The 15,985-nt window shown below is 61.4% G+C and carries 11 protein-coding genes, 1 tRNA gene and 2 pseudogenes; 12 read left to right on the forward strand and 2 right to left on the reverse strand.

What is annotated here, in order from left to right; genetic code table 11:
* Positions 1 to 75 precede the first annotated feature (75 nt).
* The 11 genes and pseudogenes from AB4O25_RS15990 to pqqE all read left to right on the forward strand — a co-directional run bounded on the left by AB4O25_RS15990 (position 76) and on the right by pqqE (position 13,066).
* Complete coding sequence (locus tag AB4O25_RS15990; RefSeq protein WP_116078239.1) at positions 76 to 3,819, forward strand: EAL domain-containing protein; 3,744 nt, start codon at positions 76 to 78, stop codon at positions 3,817 to 3,819.
* Positions 3,820 to 3,834: 15 nt separating this feature from the next.
* Positions 3,835 to 3,911, forward strand: a tRNA-Ile gene (locus AB4O25_RS15995).
* Positions 3,912 to 4,162: 251 nt separating this feature from the next.
* Positions 4,163 to 4,609, forward strand: a complete 447-nt coding sequence (locus AB4O25_RS16000) for an Lrp/AsnC family transcriptional regulator (protein WP_017530794.1) — start codon at positions 4,163 to 4,165, stop codon at positions 4,607 to 4,609.
* 146 nt (positions 4,610 to 4,755) lie between these two features.
* Complete coding sequence (locus AB4O25_RS16005; protein WP_017530793.1) at positions 4,756 to 6,459, forward strand: flavin monoamine oxidase family protein; 1,704 nt, start codon at positions 4,756 to 4,758, stop codon at positions 6,457 to 6,459.
* A gap of 11 nt (positions 6,460 to 6,470) precedes the next feature.
* Positions 6,471 to 7,265 carry a carbon-nitrogen hydrolase family protein gene (locus AB4O25_RS16010; protein ID WP_065879377.1) on the forward strand — a complete coding sequence of 265 codons (795 nt, stop codon included), beginning with the start codon at positions 6,471 to 6,473 and terminating at the stop codon, positions 7,263 to 7,265.
* A 59-nt stretch (positions 7,266 to 7,324) separates the two neighbouring features.
* The gene (gene pqqF / locus AB4O25_RS16015; RefSeq protein ID WP_217855481.1) at positions 7,325 to 9,691 is read left to right on the forward strand and encodes a pyrroloquinoline quinone biosynthesis protein PqqF; all 2,367 of its coding nucleotides are present in this window, start codon (positions 7,325 to 7,327) and stop codon (positions 9,689 to 9,691) included.
* Between the two features lie 159 nt (positions 9,692 to 9,850).
* Positions 9,851 to 9,925 carry a pyrroloquinoline quinone precursor peptide PqqA gene (gene pqqA / locus AB4O25_RS16020; protein WP_003194766.1) on the forward strand — a complete coding sequence of 25 codons (75 nt, stop codon included), beginning with the start codon at positions 9,851 to 9,853 and terminating at the stop codon, positions 9,923 to 9,925.
* A gap of 71 nt (positions 9,926 to 9,996) precedes the next feature.
* Entirely contained in the window at positions 9,997 to 10,908 is a 912-nt protein-coding gene (gene pqqB / locus AB4O25_RS16025; protein ID WP_460149759.1) for a pyrroloquinoline quinone biosynthesis protein PqqB, read from the forward strand.
* An 11-nt stretch (positions 10,909 to 10,919) separates the two neighbouring features.
* Positions 10,920 to 11,672, forward strand: a complete 753-nt coding sequence (gene pqqC / locus AB4O25_RS16030; protein ID WP_460149761.1) for a pyrroloquinoline-quinone synthase PqqC — start codon at positions 10,920 to 10,922, stop codon at positions 11,670 to 11,672.
* The gene (gene pqqD / locus AB4O25_RS16035; RefSeq protein ID WP_017530788.1) at positions 11,669 to 11,944 is read left to right on the forward strand and encodes a pyrroloquinoline quinone biosynthesis peptide chaperone PqqD; all 276 of its coding nucleotides are present in this window, start codon (positions 11,669 to 11,671) and stop codon (positions 11,942 to 11,944) included. Before pqqC ends, pqqD begins: the two co-directional genes overlap by 4 nt.
* Positions 11,937 to 13,066: pseudogene (pqqE, locus tag AB4O25_RS16040) on the forward strand (pyrroloquinoline quinone biosynthesis protein PqqE). Before pqqD ends, pqqE begins: the two are co-directional and overlap by 8 nt.
* A gap of 5 nt (positions 13,067 to 13,071) precedes the next feature.
* Here the strand turns inward: pqqE and AB4O25_RS16045 are convergent.
* A complete protein-coding gene (locus AB4O25_RS16045) occupies positions 13,072 to 13,230 on the reverse strand; it encodes a YqaE/Pmp3 family membrane protein (protein ID WP_003176503.1) in 159 nt (52 codons plus the stop codon).
* 180 nt (positions 13,231 to 13,410) lie between these two features.
* Positions 13,411 to 14,673, reverse strand: coding sequence for an aspartate aminotransferase family protein (locus AB4O25_RS16050; protein WP_065879374.1), 1,263 nt, complete (start codon positions 14,671 to 14,673; stop codon positions 13,411 to 13,413).
* Positions 14,674 to 14,870: 197 nt separating this feature from the next.
* On the opposite strand from AB4O25_RS16050, the pseudogene AB4O25_RS16055 reads away from it, so the two are divergent.
* Positions 14,871 to 15,771: pseudogene (locus AB4O25_RS16055) on the forward strand (LysR family transcriptional regulator).
* Positions 15,772 to 15,985: the final 214 nt, after the last annotated feature.

Below are 15,985 nucleotides of genomic sequence, written 5' to 3' on the forward strand. Positions count from 1 at the left end.
CCGCCCTCGCAACACCCCTCCCCTGAAATGCCCGTCTACACTCGTGACATTCCCCCGTGCCATAACGAGACCGTTATGCCCAGATTGCCGACCGTGATACTGCTGTCGCTGCTGACCTGGACCGCAACGGCTGGCGCGTTGACGCTTACCGATGATGAGCGTAGCTGGCTGGCGGACCATCAGGAGTTGAGCCTTGGGGTAGATGCCTCATGGCCACCGTTCGAATACCGCGATGAAGATGGCCGCTACCACGGCTTATCGGCGGACTATGTACGCCTGATCCAGGACCGCCTGGGCGTGCGCATCAAGCTGGTCGAGCCGCCAAATTGGGGGGCGGTCCTGGAAATGGCTCGAAGCAATCGTCTCGACCTTATCCCCAGCATCATGTCGACGCCGGAACGCCAGAACTACCTGGCCTTCACTCGCCCTTATATCGACTTCCCGATGGTGATTCTTGCCCATGAAGGCGGCGCACGGCCGCGCAATCTCAAGGACCTGTATGGGCTGAAAATTGCCGTGGTGGAAAACTACGCCCCCCACGAGTTGCTGCGCACCCATCACCCCGACCTCAACCTGGTGGCGCTGCCGAATGTCAGCTCCACACTGCAGGCCCTGGCGACCGGCGAAGTGGACGCGGTGGTCAGCGACCTGGCGTCCAGTGTCTGGAGCCTGCGAGAACTCAAGCTTGACGGCTTGTACGTCAGTGGCGAAACGCCCTACCGCTACCAATTGGCGATGGGCGTGCCAAGGGACGACAAAATGCTGGTGGGCATTCTGGACAAAGTCCTGGCCGACCTCAGCCCGACCGAAACCGACGCTATCCAGCAACACTGGGTAGGCAGCGTCACCGATAACCGCACCTTCTGGAACGACTTGCTCATGTACGGCTTGCCCGCCGTGCTGCTGTTGAGCACCGTATTGGCCATCGTGATTCGGATCAATCGCCGGCTCAGCTCGGAAATTTCCCGGCGCGTCGCCCTCGAGCAGGAATTGCGCAGCAGCGAGTACCACTATCGCGGCCTGGTAGAGAGCTTGTCGGCCATTGCCTGGGAAGCCAGCATCACCGATTTCACCTACAGCTATGTGTCGCCCCATGCCGAGGACCTGCTCGGCTACCCACGCGCCCATTGGCTGATTCCAGGCTTCTGGCGCAACATCATTCACCCCGCCGACCTGACCCGCGCCGAAGCCTATTGCTACCGTGAAACCCGCGCCAACCGTGACCACAGCATCGATTACCGGGTAATCACCGCCGATGGCCGCTGCTTGTGGGTGCGCGACATCGTCAGCCTGATCGAACACGGCCATGAACCTGTACTGCGCGGTCTGATGATCGATATCAGCGAGGCCAAGCGCACCGAGGAAGCGCTGCGGCTTTCTGAACAGAAGTTCGCCTCAGTATTCCAGCAATGCCCGGATATCCTGGTCATTGCCCGGCTGTCCGATGGCTGCTTGCTGGAGGTCAATAAAGCCTTCGAAGACCAAATTGGCCTCAGCGCAGCGCAGGTAATCGGTCGCAACGGCACGGAACTGGAAATATGGGGCATTCCGGGCATCGGCCCTGAATTGCTGAAGCGGGTCCAGACCGCCAGTATTCGCAACCTGGAAATGCCTTTCCTGCGCAGCAACGGTCAGGCCTTTACCGGGCTGATCTCCGCAGAGCCGTTCCAACTCGATACGGTCGAAGCCATCGTGGTAGTGGTTCGCGATATCACCCAACTCAAGGAAACCCAGCAACAGTTGCAAACCTCCGAAGAGAAGTTTGCCAAAGCCTTCCACGCCTCGCCCGATGGCCTGCTGCTGAGCCGCCAGCACGACGGGCTGCTGATCGAGGTCAACGAGGGCTTCAGCCGCATTACCGGCTTCACCGCAGCCAACTCTCTGGACCAGTCCACTTTGGAACTGGGTATCTGGGTCGATCTCAACGAGCGCAAACACATGCTGGAGCTGATGCATCGCGACGGTTTTGTGCGCGACTTCATCTGTCATATCCGTCGCGCCGATGGACAGATCCGCCTGTGTGAAGTGTCCAGCCGGCCGCTGCCCATCGGCGATGACGACTGCATGCTGACCATTGCCCGCGACATCACCGAACGCCAACTGATGCAGGAGAAACTGCAGCAGGCCGCCACCGTTTTCGAAAGCACCGCCGAGGGCGTGTTGATCACCGACACCGAGCAGAACATCAGCGCCGTCAACCGCGCCTTCAGCGAGATCACCGGTTACAGCGAAGCCGAAGCCCTCGGCCAAACGCCGCGGCTGCTTGCCTCGGGCCTGCATGACAGCGCGTTCTACGCGGCGATGTGGCACCAATTGACGGCCCAGGGCCATTGGCAGGGGGAAATTTCCAACCGTCGCAAGAACGGCGAGCTATACCCCAGTTGGCTGACCATCAGCGCCGTGCGCAACCACGATCAATCGACCACCCACTTCGTTGCGGTGTTTGCCGATATCTCCAGCCTCAAGCTGGCTCAGGCGCGCCTGGACTACCAGGCACATCACGATCCGCTGACCGGCCTGCCGAACCGCACGCTGTTTGAAAACCGCTTGCAGGCCGCCCTCAACGGCCATCAAGAAACCGGCAAACAGGGCGCGGTGCTGTTTCTCGACCTGGATCGCTTCAAACACATCAACGACAGCCTCGGCCATCCGATCGGCGACTTGCTGCTCAAAGACATCGCCGTACGCCTCAAGGAGCAACTGCGCGACATCGACACCGTCGCTCGCCTGGGCGGCGATGAATTCATCATTCTGCTGCCCGGCCTGCAACACCCCAGCGATGCCGAGCAATTGGCGAATAAACTGCTGGCCTGTTTTATCCCACCGTTCCAGGCCGGCGAGCACGAGTTCTTCATCAGTGCCAGCATCGGCACCAGTCTGTATCCACAGGACGGCACCGACGTCGCCACCCTGGTCAAAAACGCCGACGCCGCCATGTATCGCTCCAAGGCCAAGGGCCGTAACCGCGTTGAATGCTATACCCGCGACCTCACGGCCCAGGCAAAAGAGCGCGTGGCACTCGAGCACGAACTGCGTCGAGCCATAGAGCGCGAGGAACTGAGCCTCTACTACCAACCAAAACTGAGCCTGAAAACCCACGAACTGATCGGTGCCGAAGCCTTGATCCGCTGGCATCACCCGACCTTTGGCGAGGTTCCTCCCGAACACTTCATCGCCCTGGCCGAAGAGAACGGCATGATCCTGCAAATTGGGGACTGGGTACTCGAACATGCCTGCCGACAACTGCACGCCTGGCAGGGCCGCTTCGATGATTTCGGCCCGCTGTCGGTCAACCTCGCCGGCGCGCAACTGCGCCACCCCGGCCTGCTGGGCCGCATCGAACAGCTACTGCGCGACTACCACCTGGAACCCGGCTGCCTGCAACTGGAAATCACCGAAAACTTCATCATGAGCCAGGCCGAGGAGGCGCTGGAGGTCCTGCATCAACTCAAACACCTGGGCGTGCAACTGGCGATCGATGACTTCGGCACCGGCTACTCGTCCCTCAGCTACCTCAAGCGCCTGCCCCTGGACTTCCTGAAAATCGACCAGTCCTTCGTCCGCGGCCTGCCCGACGACCCCCACGACGCCGCCATCGTGCGCGCCATCATCGCCCTGGGCCACAGCATGCAATTCACCATCATCGCCGAAGGTGTGGAGAACTGCGCGCAACAAGCCTTCCTGGCCGCCGAAGGCTGTGAGCAGATGCAAGGCTACATCGTCAGCCTGCCCCTGCCACCGGAGCTTTTCGCCGCTTCCTTCCTTCGTATAAGCCTTGAGGATTTTTCGGATAGCACACTGGAGAAACCATCGTTATAATCCGCGACCTGTTAAGGGCCTATAGCTCAGTTGGTCAGAGCAGAGGACTCATAATCCTTTGGTCCACGGTTCAAGTCCGTGTGGGCCCACCAACTCCAAAGCCGCGCATTGCGCGGCTTTTGTGTGTCTGGGTGGCTGGCAACGACCTGGCGCTACTGGAGCGCCCTTGCACCACGCAATGCCGAAGACATCAGCGTAAAAGTGGCGCAATGGCCAGGTGCAAAGGTGCGAGGTCCATCAGGTCAAACCTCCATGCGCGTAGCTTTGCGGCGGGAACGCCCGCCTCAAGTCCGATGCAAGCCTGTAACATGCATGCCCATTGCCCCCCGTTACGGAGCCTCCCTTGCCTGTCTTGGATGAAATCGATCGCCAGTTGATCGCCGCCTTGCAGATCAACGCCCGCGAAAGCGTGGCCATGCTTGCCCGGCAGTTAGGCATCGCGCGCACTACGGTGACGTCGCGCTTGGCGCGGCTGGAGAAAACCCAGGTGATCACCGGTTACGGCGTCCGTCTTGGCCAACGTGTGGTGGACGGCGGTTTGCAGGCCTATGTGGGCATCACCGTGCAGCCGCGTTCGGGCAAGGAAGTGCTGCGCAGGCTGAGCGCCATGGCTCAGGTGCAGCAGTTATGCGCGGTGAGCGGCGAGTTTGATTACGTGGCCTGGCTGCGCACCGACTCGCCGGGCCAGCTGGACCAACTGCTCGACCAGATCGGCGGCGTCGATGGCGTGGAGAAAACCACTACCTCGATCATCCTCAGTAACAAATTGGATCGCGGCCAACCACTCTGACCAACTCATTCGTCACTACGACTGAAAACAATCCATTCCGACGACACTTTGCGTCTTATTAACGAGCGCTACGCTCCCTAAACTGGCTGCCATCTTTTCCTATACTCAACGGGCCAAATCCCGCCGAGTCGTCAGTAAGGTCAGCCATGAGCATTCCGTCCAGTACCCTCAGCAAGACCAATCGTCACCCAGCAGACGGTAAAAAACCCATCACCATCTTCGGCCCGGACTTCCCGTTTGCGTTCGATGACTGGATCGAGCACCCCGCCGGCCTGGGCAGCATTCCCACCGAACACCATGGTGCCGAGGTGGCGATTGTCGGCGCCGGTATTGCCGGGCTGGTGGCGGCCTATGAGCTGATGAAGCTGGGGCTCAAGCCCGTGGTATACGAAGCCTCGAAAATGGGCGGCCGCCTGCGCTCCCAGGCCTTCGAAGGCGCCGAAGGCATCATCGCAGAGCTCGGCGGCATGCGGTTCCCGGTGTCGTCCACAGCGTTTTATCACTATGTCGACAAGCTCGGCCTTCACACCAAACCGTTTCCCAACCCGTTGACCCCGGCCTCCGGCAGCACGGTGATCGACCTCGAAGGCCAGACCCACTACGCACAAAAACTGGCCGACTTGCCTACCTTATTCCAGGAAGTAGCCGACGCCTGGGCCGATGCCCTGGAAGCCGGCTCGCAGTTCGGCGATATCCAGCAAGCCATCCGCGACCGTGACGTACCGCGTCTCAAAGCACTGTGGAATAAACTGGTGCCGCTGTGGGACGACCGCACTTTCTATGATTTCGTCGCCACCTCCAAGGCCTTCGCCAAGCTGTCGTTCCATCACCGTGAAGTGTTCGGCCAGGTGGGTTTCGGCACCGGCGGCTGGGACTCGGACTTCCCCAACTCAATGCTGGAAATCTTTCGCGTGGTGATGACCAACTGCGACGACCACCAGCACCTGGTGGTCGGCGGCGTGGCGCAAGTGCCCATGGGCATCTGGCGTCATGTGCCGGAGCGCTGCGCCCACTGGCCGGCCGGCACCAGCCTCAGTTCGCTGCACAGCGGCGCGCCTCGCGCGGGGGTCAAGCGGATTGCCCACGCTGAGGGTGGCCGCTTCGCGGTGACCGATAACTATGGCGACACCCGCGAATACGCCGCCGTGCTCACCACCTGCCAGAGCTGGCTGCTGACCACCCAGATCGAGTGCGACGAAACCCTGTTTTCGCAAAAGATGTGGATGGCCCTGGACCGCACGCGCTACATGCAATCGTCGAAAACCTTCGTGATGGTCGATCGCCCGTTCTGGAAAGACAAAGACCCGCAAACCGGCCGCGACCTGATGAGCATGACCCTCACCGACCGCCTGACCCGCGGCACGTATTTGTTCGACAACGGGGACGACAAGCCGGGCGTGATCTGCCTGTCGTACTCGTGGATGAGCGACGCGCTGAAAATGCTGCCGCAACCCATCGATAAACGGGTGAAGCTGGCCCTCGATGCATTGAAGAAGATCTACCCGAAAGTCGATATCAAGGCGCGCATCATCGGCGACCCGATCACCGTATCCTGGGAGGCCGACCCCCATTTCCTCGGGGCCTTCAAGGGCGCGTTGCCCGGCCACTATCGCTACAACCAGCGGATGTACGCGCACTTTATGCAAAAAGACATGCCCGCCGAACAACGTGGGATTTTTATCGCCGGTGACGACGTCTCATGGACACCCGCCTGGGTCGAGGGCGCCGTACAAACCTCACTGAACGCCGTGTGGGGCATCATGACTCACTTCGGCGGCAGCACCCACGCCGAGAACCCAGGGCCTGGCGACGTGTTTGATGAGATCGGGCCGATCGCCCTGGCCGATTAAGGAGTTACGCCATGCGTGTCGCCCTGTACCAATGCCCGCCGCTACCGCTGGACGTGGCCGCTAACCTCGAGCGCCTGCACAAGGTGGCGCATGAGGCCACCGGCGCCGATGTGCTGGTGCTGCCGGAGATGTTTCTAACCGGTTACAACATCGGCGCTGAAGCAGTCGGCGCCTTGGCCGAGGCGCAGGATGGGAACGCTGCGCAAACCATTGCCGAGATCGCGCAAAGCGCCGGGCTGGCCATTCTGTACGGCTACCCGGAGCGGGCTGAGGATGGGCAGATCTACAACGCCGCGCAGTTGATCGACACCCACGGGCAGCGCCTGTGTAACTACCGCAAGACCCACCTGTTTGGCGACCTGGATCACTCGATGTTCAGCGCCGGCGACGGTGACTTCCCACTGGTGAAACTCAACGGATGGACCCTGGGATTGCTGATCTGCTATGACCTGGAGTTCCCGGAAAACACCCGGCGCCTGGCACTGGCCGGAGCCGAGCTGATCCTGGTGCCTACCGCCAACATGGTGCCGTTCGACTTTGTCGCTGACGTCACCGTGAGGGCGCGGGCCTTTGAAAACCAATGCTACGTGGCCTACGCCAATTATTGCGGGCACGAAGATGAGATTCACTACTGCGGGCAAAGCAGCATTGCCGCGCCGAATGGCCAGCAAATCGCCCTGGCCAGCCTGGATGAAGCCTTGATTGTCGGCACGCTGGAGCACCAAGCGATCCTCGACGCCCGCGCCGCCAACGACTACCTGCAAGACCGTCGCCCCGACCTGTACGGCGCGCTGACCAAGCCCTGAGCCTGCGGGTTTGCCGACGGTTTGTTAGCATAGCCACCTCCTACGTTTCGGAAGTGCCCATGTCTGCGCCGGCCCACCCTCACCCCCAGCACCTGACCCTGGCCAATGGCCTGCGGGTTTCCCTGCGACATGCGCCGCGCTTGAAGCGTTGCGCCGCAGCGTTAAAGGTCGCTGCCGGCAGCCATGACGTGCCGTTAGCCTGGCCGGGCCTGGCGCATTTTCTTGAGCACTTGTTGTTTCTCGGTACTCAGCGCTTTCCCACGGGCGAAGGGTTGATGGCCTTCGTGCAACGTCACGGTGGGCAAGTGAACGCCAGCACCCGCGAACGCACCACGGACTTTTTCTTCGAACTGCCTGTGCCGACCTTCGCCGATGGGCTGGATCGGTTGGCAGACATGCTGACTCATCCGCGCCTGGCGTTGGACGATCAACTGCGCGAGCGCGAAGTGCTGCACGCGGAATTCGTGGCCTGGTCCCAGGATGCCAAGGCTCAACAGCAGGTGGCGGTGTTTGAAGGCTTGGCGGCGGACCATCCGCTGCGTGGCTTTCACGCGGGCAACCGCGACACGCTACCGGTGGAGCGGGAGACCTTTCAGCAAGCGCTGCGCGAATTCCATGCACATTTCTATCAGAGCGGGCAGATGACCTTGAGCCTTGCCGGCCCGCAGTCACTGGTAGAGCTCGAAGCCCTGGCACAGCGGTTCAGCGAGCAGCTGACGTCAGGGCCTTGGCATCCCCAAGCCGTTCCGCCTGCCTTGATGCAGGGCCAGGCATATAGCTGCCAACCTGGCGCCAGCCCGCATTGGCACCACGTCATCGCCTGCGAGGCATCGCGTGAAGCACTGGATTTTTTGTGTACCTGGCTCAATGCCCCGGCGCCCGGCGGCCTGCTCGCCGAGCTGAAAACACGCGGGCTGGCCACCGCAGTGCAGGCGTCGGCGCCGTACCACTTCGCCGGGCAAGCGCTGCTGGATATCGTTATCACGCGCAGCACTCAAGGCGAACCGGCGACACAGATTCAGGCGCTGCTACATGATTGGCTGAGCTTTTTCGCACACAGCGACTGGACGCCACTGCGCGAAGAGTTCGCCCTGCTGAATGCTCGCCAACCACAGGTCCAGGACGCCCTGGCATTGGCCCGAAACGACAGCGAAGACCTTTCGGAGCAGGGCGCCACAGCGCTCAAGGCCATGCTCGATTCGCTGCACCTGCCGCCCTCCAGGCACCCTTGGCAACTCCCCCCGAACAACCCGTTCCTACGGCCGCCGATCAAGGAAGAACGCGCGGGCCTGATTCGCGGCCAAACCAGCGCGCATCGAGGCTTACGTACTTTTGCCCAGGATCGTTCCCGAGGGCGTCGAGAGGTAGCGGCGCCGACGTTCAGCCAGGCGCTGGCGGATAGCAGCGGTGAAGGTGCGCTGTACCTGCGCTGGCAGTTCGAATGCGCGGCGCCCGCACTAGAAAGCACTATGCAAGCCGTGCGGGAGAGCGCTCACCAAGCAGGCGTCGAGCTGTCTTTCGAAACCGCCGGCAATGAATGGCTGCTGAAAATAATCGGGCTGCACGAGCCGATGCCGGCCATCCTCGAAGCCTTGGCCCAGCGCCTGAATCAGCCCCAGGAGGCGCCTCTCGTTCCGACGCCCATGATGGCCATTCGCGAACTGCTCAAGGCGTTACCGGCGTGCTGCGCCGCAAGCCATTTCGCCCCCGGCGAACAGCCCGCCGCATGGAGCACCGCCCGCTGGCATGGCCTCGGTCTGGGTTTTCCCGCCGCGTGCGAAGCGGCGCTCAAGTCCGCCGCCGCTCGCCTGCCGGGCCAACCCACCAGCCTGGAGCACACACACCAAGACCTCAGCGGCCAACGCGTGTGGCATGAGGTAAAAACCGACTCCACCGAAGCCGCCTTACTGCTGTTTTGCCCAACACCCAGCCAAGCCCTGGCGGACGAAGCCGCGTGGCGCCTGCTCGGTCATATTCTCCAGGGGCCGTTCTACCAACGCCTGCGGGTCGAACTGCAAGTGGGCTACGCCGTATTCAGCGGTATCCGACAGATCAACGGGCAAACCGGCCTGCTGTTTGGCGTGCAATCCCCGAGCGTGCCCCTTGAGGGGATCGTTGCGCACCTTCAGACATTTCTGACGCAATTGCCGGCGCTGGTCCGCAGCCGCGCAAACGCGGGCAACCTGGCACTGGCGCAGCAGTTCTCGCCTCAGGTGCTGTCGATGACCCAAGCCGCTGAATGGCTATGGCACGCGCATCTGGCGGGCCACCCGTCGGATTATCTGGCGCGCCTTCAGGCGTTGATCCAAAGCTGCGGCGTTGATGAGCTTTTACTCGCCGCCCAGCAACTGAACGATGCCCAAGGCGGCTGGCGCTGTGTGGCCAACGGTTCGCACACCGGTGACGGGTGGAAACCAGCGGGCTGATCATTGCCTACGCTGCAATAGGCTTTTTCCACCAAGACAGCGCTAACTTGATTAGAATTGCGTAACATTCCCGGGCGAACATCTGAACATCTCCAGCTGGAGGTGGACTATATGTATTACTTGGTAGTAAACGTCCCATCCCTTCGTAGGAGTAAGAATATGACTTGGTCCAAACCTGCTTACACTGATCTGCGCATCGGCTTCGAAGTCACCATGTACTTCGCCAGCCGTTAATCCGCTGGGTAATACAACGCCTCGGTTCGCCCGGGGCGTTTTTGTTTTGAGCTTTGCGTGATGGAGCAATCATGTTTGTCCAGATTCTAGGTTCTGCCGCCGGCGGTGGTTTCCCACAGTGGAATTGCAACTGCGTGAACTGCGCAGGTTTTCGTGACGGCAGCCTGCGGGCGCAGGCGCGTACCCAGTCGTCCATCGCGATCTCCGACGACGGCGTGAATTGGGTGCTGTGCAACGCCTCCCCGGATATTCGCGCGCAACTGCAAGCGTTTGCGCCGATGCAACCCGGCCGTGCGCTGCGCGATACCGGCATCGGCGCGATCATCCTGATGGACAGCCAGATCGACCACACCACCGGCCTGTTGAGCCTGCGCGAAGGCTGCCCGCACCAGGTGTGGTGCACCGACATGGTCCATGAAGACCTGAGCACCGGTTTCCCGCTGTTCACCATGCTCACTCACTGGAACGGCGGCCTGGCCTGGAACCGCATCGAGCTGGACGCCAGCTTCAGCATCCCCGCCTGCCCGAACCTGCGTTTCACCCCGCTACCGCTGCGCAGCGCCGCACCGCCCTACTCGCCGCACCGCTTCGACCCGCACCCGGGCGACAATATCGGCCTGATCGTCGAAGACCTGCGCACCGGCGGCAAACTGTTCTATGCCCCGGGGCTGGGCAAGGTCGACGCGCCATTGCTGGAGATCATGGCCGGCAGCGACTGCCTGCTGGTGGACGGCACGATGTGGGACGACGATGAAATGCAGCGCCGGGGCGTCGGCACCCGCACCGGGCGCGAGATGGGCCACCTGGCGCAGAACAGCCCCGGCGGCATGCTCGAAGTGCTTGAGCAGCTACCGGCGCAACGCAAGGTGCTTATCCACATCAACAACACCAACCCGATCCTCGATGAAGACTCCCCCGAGCGGGCAGAGCTGACGCGGCGCAATGTCGAAGTGGCTTACGACGGCATGAGCATTGAACTGTAGGAGCAACGCAAATGACTGACACACCGCTGACGCCCGCCGAGTTCGAAGCGGCCTTGCGGGCCAAGGGCGCCTTCTACCATATTCACCACCCGTACCACGTGGCGATGTATGAAGGCCGCGCCAGCCGCGAACAGATCCAGGGCTGGGTCGCCAACCGCTTCTACTATCAGGTAAACATTCCCCTGAAAGACGCCGCGATCCTGGCCAACTGCCCGGACCGCGAGATCCGTCGCGAATGGATCCAGCGCCTGCTCGACCATGACGGCGCGCCCGGAGAAGACGGCGGCATCGAAGCCTGGTTGCGCCTGGGCCAGGCCGTCGGCCTCGACCCGGACCAACTGCGCTCCCAGGAACTGGTGCTGCCCGGCGTGCGTTTTGCGGTGAATGCCTACGTCAACTTTGCCCGTCGCGCCAGCTGGCAGGAAGCTGCCAGCAGTTCGCTGACCGAGCTGTTCGCGCCGCAGATCCACCAATCGCGCCTCGACAGCTGGCCACAGCATTACCCGTGGATCGACCCGACCGGCTACGAGTACTTTCGCACCCGCCTGGGCCAGGCCCGTCGCGATGTTGAACACGGCTTGGCGATCACCCTGCAGCACTACACCACTCGTGAAGGTCAGGACCGCATGCTGGAAATCCTCCAGTTCAAACTGGACATCCTGTGGAGCATGCTCGACGCCATGAGCATGGCCTATGAACTCAAACGCCCGCCCTATCACAGCGTGACCGAGCAGCGGGTCTGGCATAAAGGGATCGCCCTATGAGCTTTGATCGCAGCAAAATACCGACCTGGCGCCAGGGCTATCGTTACCAGTACGAGCCGGCGCAAAAAGGCCATGTATTGCTCTACCCCGAAGGCATGATCAAGCTCAACGACAGTGCCGCGTTGATCGGCGGCTTGATCGATGGCGAGCGCGACGTAGCGGCGATCATCGCCAAACTGGACCAACAATTTCCTGGTGTGCCTGAGCTCGGTGACGACATCGAGCAATTCATGGAGGTCGCCCGTGCTGAGCACTGGATTACCCTTGCCTGAAAAGCCAGCCATCGGCCTGCCCTTGTGGCTGTTGGCCGAGCTGACCTACCGCTGCCCGTTGCAGTGCCCTTACTGCTCAACCCGCTGGATTTCGCCGAGCAGGGCAAAGAGCTGAGCACCGAGCAGTGGATCAAGGTGTTTCGTGAAGCACGCGAAATGGGCGCCGCGCAGTTGGGTTTTTCCGGCGGTGAACCGCTGGTGCGCCAGGACCTCGCGGAGTTGATCGCCGAGGCGCGCAAGCTGGGCTTCTACACCAACCTGATCACCTCCGGCATCGGCCTGACCGAGCAGAAAATCAGCGACTTCAAGACGGCCGGCCTGGACCATATCCAGATCAGCTTCCAGGCCAGCGACGAGCAGGTGAACAACCTGCTGGCCGGCTCGAAAAAAGCCTTCGCGCAAAAGCTGGAAATGGCCCGGGCGGTGAAAGCCCACGGCTACCCAATGGTGCTGAACTTCGTCACCCATCGGCACAATATCGACAAGATCGACCGCATCATCGAGCTGTGCATCGCGCTGGAAGCGGACTTCGTCGAGCTTGCCACCTGCCAGTTCTACGGCTGGGCGCAGCTCAATCGTGTGGGTTTATTGCCCACCAAAGAACAGTTGGTGCGTGCCGAACGCATCACCAACGAATACCGCGCAAAGCTCGAAGCGCAAGGGCACCCGTGCAAACTGATCTTTGTGACCCCGGATTACTACGAGGAGCGCCCCAAAGCCTGCATGAACGGCTGGGGCAGTATTTTTCTGACGGTCACACCGGACGGCACCGCCCTGCCCTGCCACGGTGCCCGACAAATGCCGGTGCAGTTTCCCAATGTGCGCGACCACAGCATGCAGCACATCTGGTACGACTCCTTTGGCTTCAATCGCTTTCGCGGCTACGACTGGATGCCCGAGCCATGCCGTTCATGCGACGAAAAGGAAAAGGACTTCGGCGGCTGCCGTTGCCAGGCCTTCATGCTCACGGGCGACGCCAGCAATGCCGACCCCGTGTGCAGCAAGTCCGAACACCACGGCATCATCCTGCAAGCGCGGGAAGACGCCGAGCACGCCAGCCTGAGCATCGAGCAACTGGCCTTTCGCAATGAGCGCAACTCACGGCTCATCGCAAAAGGCTAAGGGCCTCAGCGCTTGGCGATGATGTACACCGCATGGATGATGCCAGGGAAGTAACCGCACAAGGTCAGCAGAATATTCAGCCAGAACGCGCCGCCGAAGCCTACTTGCAGGAACACACCCAGTGGCGGCAGCAGAATAGCGATGATGATACGAATGAAATCCATGGGTCAGCTCCATAAAATCGGCTCGTGTGAGCCGTGTAGCTAATCGACCTTGGGGGCTCGTGAGGGTTCAGTGAGTTCTGGCATTGCGCCATCCCGCAATAAGCATAAAAAAACGCCCCCAGCCAAAAGAGTCAGGCTGGAGGCGCCGCGTATACCGCGAGACGGTTCAGGAATAACAGGTTAAACGGCGATGCCCTTGCGGCATTGCAGCTGCGCGGTGCGCACGCGGGAGAAGGCGCGGGCCAGGCGCAGGAGCATTTCGTCGATGTTGCTTTTGCTCACCGTCAGCGCGGGGGTCAAGCGCAGGCAGTCGGGTTGCGGCGCGGTGAGGATCAGGCCTTCGTGCAGCGCGGCTTTTACCACGGCATGTGCTGAATCCTCCGACAACGTCAAGCCCCATATCAGGCCTTGGCCGCGCAGTTGGCCGTGATCGTAGCGGTAAGCCAGGCGCGCCAGCCCTTCGCCCAGATAAACGCCGGACTCGCGCACATGCTCGAGAAAGCCGTGCTCCAGCACCGTGTCGAGCACCGCCGCGCCGGCCGATGCCATCAGCGCGTTGCCATGATGGGTGCCGTCCAACTCACCCACTTCAAAGCAGCACGCCTTGCCGCGTGCCAACAGTGCCGCCAAGGGCACGCCGCCGCCCAGGCCTTTACCGAGGGTGATGATGTCGGCGCGCACGCCGTACTGCTGCTCGGCAAGTAACGTCCCGCAACGGCCAAGGCCGGTTTGCACTTCGTCAAGAATCAGCAGGATCCCCAGTTCACGGCACAGCCGCTCGACGCCCTTCAAGTAATGCTCGGTGGCGGGAATGACGCCGACGCCCTGGAGCGGCTCAAGCATGATCGCCACGGTTTGCGCATCGACGGCGGCATGCAGCGCCGGCAGATCGTTGAATGGCACGTGGGTAAAGCCGGGTAATTGGGGTTCGAAGCGGTTTTCCAAGGCGCCCGCCGAGGCCGCCAGCGTCGCGAAGCTGCGGCCATGGCAACCGTTGCTGGCGCTGATAATGCGGTATGCGCCGCCGCGATGCAGTTGGCCCCATTTGCGCGCCAACTTGATCGCCGCTTCACAGGCTTCGGCGCCGCTGTTGAGCAGGTAGGCCTGGTCGCTGCCGGTGCGGTGGCACAAACGCTCGACGAGATTGAGCTGGGTGCGGTTATGCAGGCCCATGCCGGGGTTGATCAGTGCTTGGGTCTGTTCACCGAGGGCGCGGATCAATACCTGCGGGCTATGGCCGAGGCTGTTCGCGCCATTGCCCTGGCTGAAGTCCAGGTAAGCGCGGTCGTCGCTGTCCCACAACCAGGAACCCTGGCCACGCAAAAACACGTGTGGCGGCCGTGCCACGGTAGGCATCAAGGATTCACTGGTCACGTCACCCGCTGCGTCCATAACCAAGTCATCCAGGCTGGGCGTGGGGCGACGCCTAGTGAACAGATTCACAGATCCACCCCGATAGCAATCGAGCCTGGTACGAACACCCGCTGTGGGTTTTCTGTCTTGCCTATGTAAACGCTATCAACACAAACACTGTTCATTGCCCGATCCGGCCCTGTAAGCCCTGCGAATAGGCGCTAGACTAGCCATCTCGGGGGCCATCGGCCATTTCGATTTTCCTGCTTTTTCGATAAGAAAGACTTATGGATTTCAAGCAACTGCGTTATTTCGTCGCGGTGTACGAAGAAGGCCATGTGGGCCGTGCCGCGGAACGTCTGTCGATCTCCCAACCGGCCTTGTCGCAACAGATCCGCCAGTTGGAGCAGAACCTGGATGTGAGCCTGTTCGAACGCAGCAGCAAGCGGCTATTGCCGACACTTGCGGCCCACACCTTGTACAACCACGCGTTGCCGTTGATTGACGGCATGCAGCAGGCCGTCGAGGCGTTGCGCAACTTCAAGGGCCAGGCGTTGCGCACCTTGGCCATCGGCGTGCTGCAAACCGTGCACACCAGCCTGGTGCCGCAAATGCTTGAGCGTGTGCGCAAGGCCCAGCCGCACCTGGTGGTGCAGATCTACGAATTGACCGGTATTGAGATTGAGCGGCGGTTGCTCAACGGTTCACTGGACATCGGCATCAGCTATCTGCCGCCACGTCAACCGGGGTTACACGGCGTGCTGCTGTACGAAGACGAGCTGAAGGTGGTCATCCCCGACGACCATCCCCTGCGCGAATTCAAGAAAGTCTCGCTGAAACAAGCCGCCGAGTTGCCGATGTTGCTGCTGGGGGAAGAGTTTCAGATCAGGCGAGATCTGGCAGGGGCAACTCGCCAACCTGGGGCGGCGGCCGCAGGTGCAGGCAGAGCTCAATACCATGGTGGGTATTCTCGACAGCCTGCCCAACACCCGATTGGCCACGGTGCTGCCGGGGCGCTCACAGGATGAGCACAACAGCCAGTCGCTGCTGTGGAAACCGTTGAGTGAGCCGAGGGTGCCGTTGAAAGTCGGCCTGGTATGCCGCGATGTGCAGCGTCAACAGGCGACGCTGGCGTTGCTGCGCACCTTGCTGGAAGACGTGATGAACGCGCCGCAGGCACCCGCCTGACTTTTTCGCGGGCAAAAGAAAACCCCGCCGAAGCGGGGCTTTGCAGACTGTTTCCCTGACATCCATTTCACTCCGCCTTCCTGGCAGAATCCTACGTGTCCGTGTTGTTGCTTTGCGCTTCCTGCGCGACGTCCATGTGAAGTAGATTATCCGTGGATCCAATGTGGCGATAGAGGACGATTAGCAGCACGTCATGTAAGAGAATGCTTACACG

The organism is Pseudomonas sp. S3_A03 (genome assembly GCF_054668275.1).

Bases quoted from the DNA above. Each gene is read 5' to 3' on its own strand.
- AB4O25_RS16005 (WP_017530793.1), top strand. From the start codon at position 4,756: ATGAGCATTCCGTCCAGTACCCTCAGCAAGACCAATCGTCACCCAGCA.
- AB4O25_RS16010 (WP_065879377.1), top strand. From the start codon at position 6,471: ATGCGTGTCGCCCTGTACCAATGCCCGCCGCTACCGCTGGACGTGGCC.
- pqqC (WP_460149761.1), top strand. From the start codon at position 10,920: ATGACTGACACACCGCTGACGCCCGCCGAGTTCGAAGCGGCCTTGCGG.
- AB4O25_RS16045 (WP_003176503.1), bottom strand. From the start codon at position 13,230: ATGGATTTCATTCGTATCATCATCGCTATTCTGCTGCCGCCACTGGGT.
- AB4O25_RS15990 (WP_116078239.1), top strand. From the start codon at position 76: ATGCCCAGATTGCCGACCGTGATACTGCTGTCGCTGCTGACCTGGACC.
- pqqB (WP_460149759.1), top strand. From the start codon at position 9,997: ATGTTTGTCCAGATTCTAGGTTCTGCCGCCGGCGGTGGTTTCCCACAG.
- pqqD (WP_017530788.1), top strand. From the start codon at position 11,669: ATGAGCTTTGATCGCAGCAAAATACCGACCTGGCGCCAGGGCTATCGT.
- pqqF (WP_217855481.1), top strand. From the start codon at position 7,325: ATGTCTGCGCCGGCCCACCCTCACCCCCAGCACCTGACCCTGGCCAAT.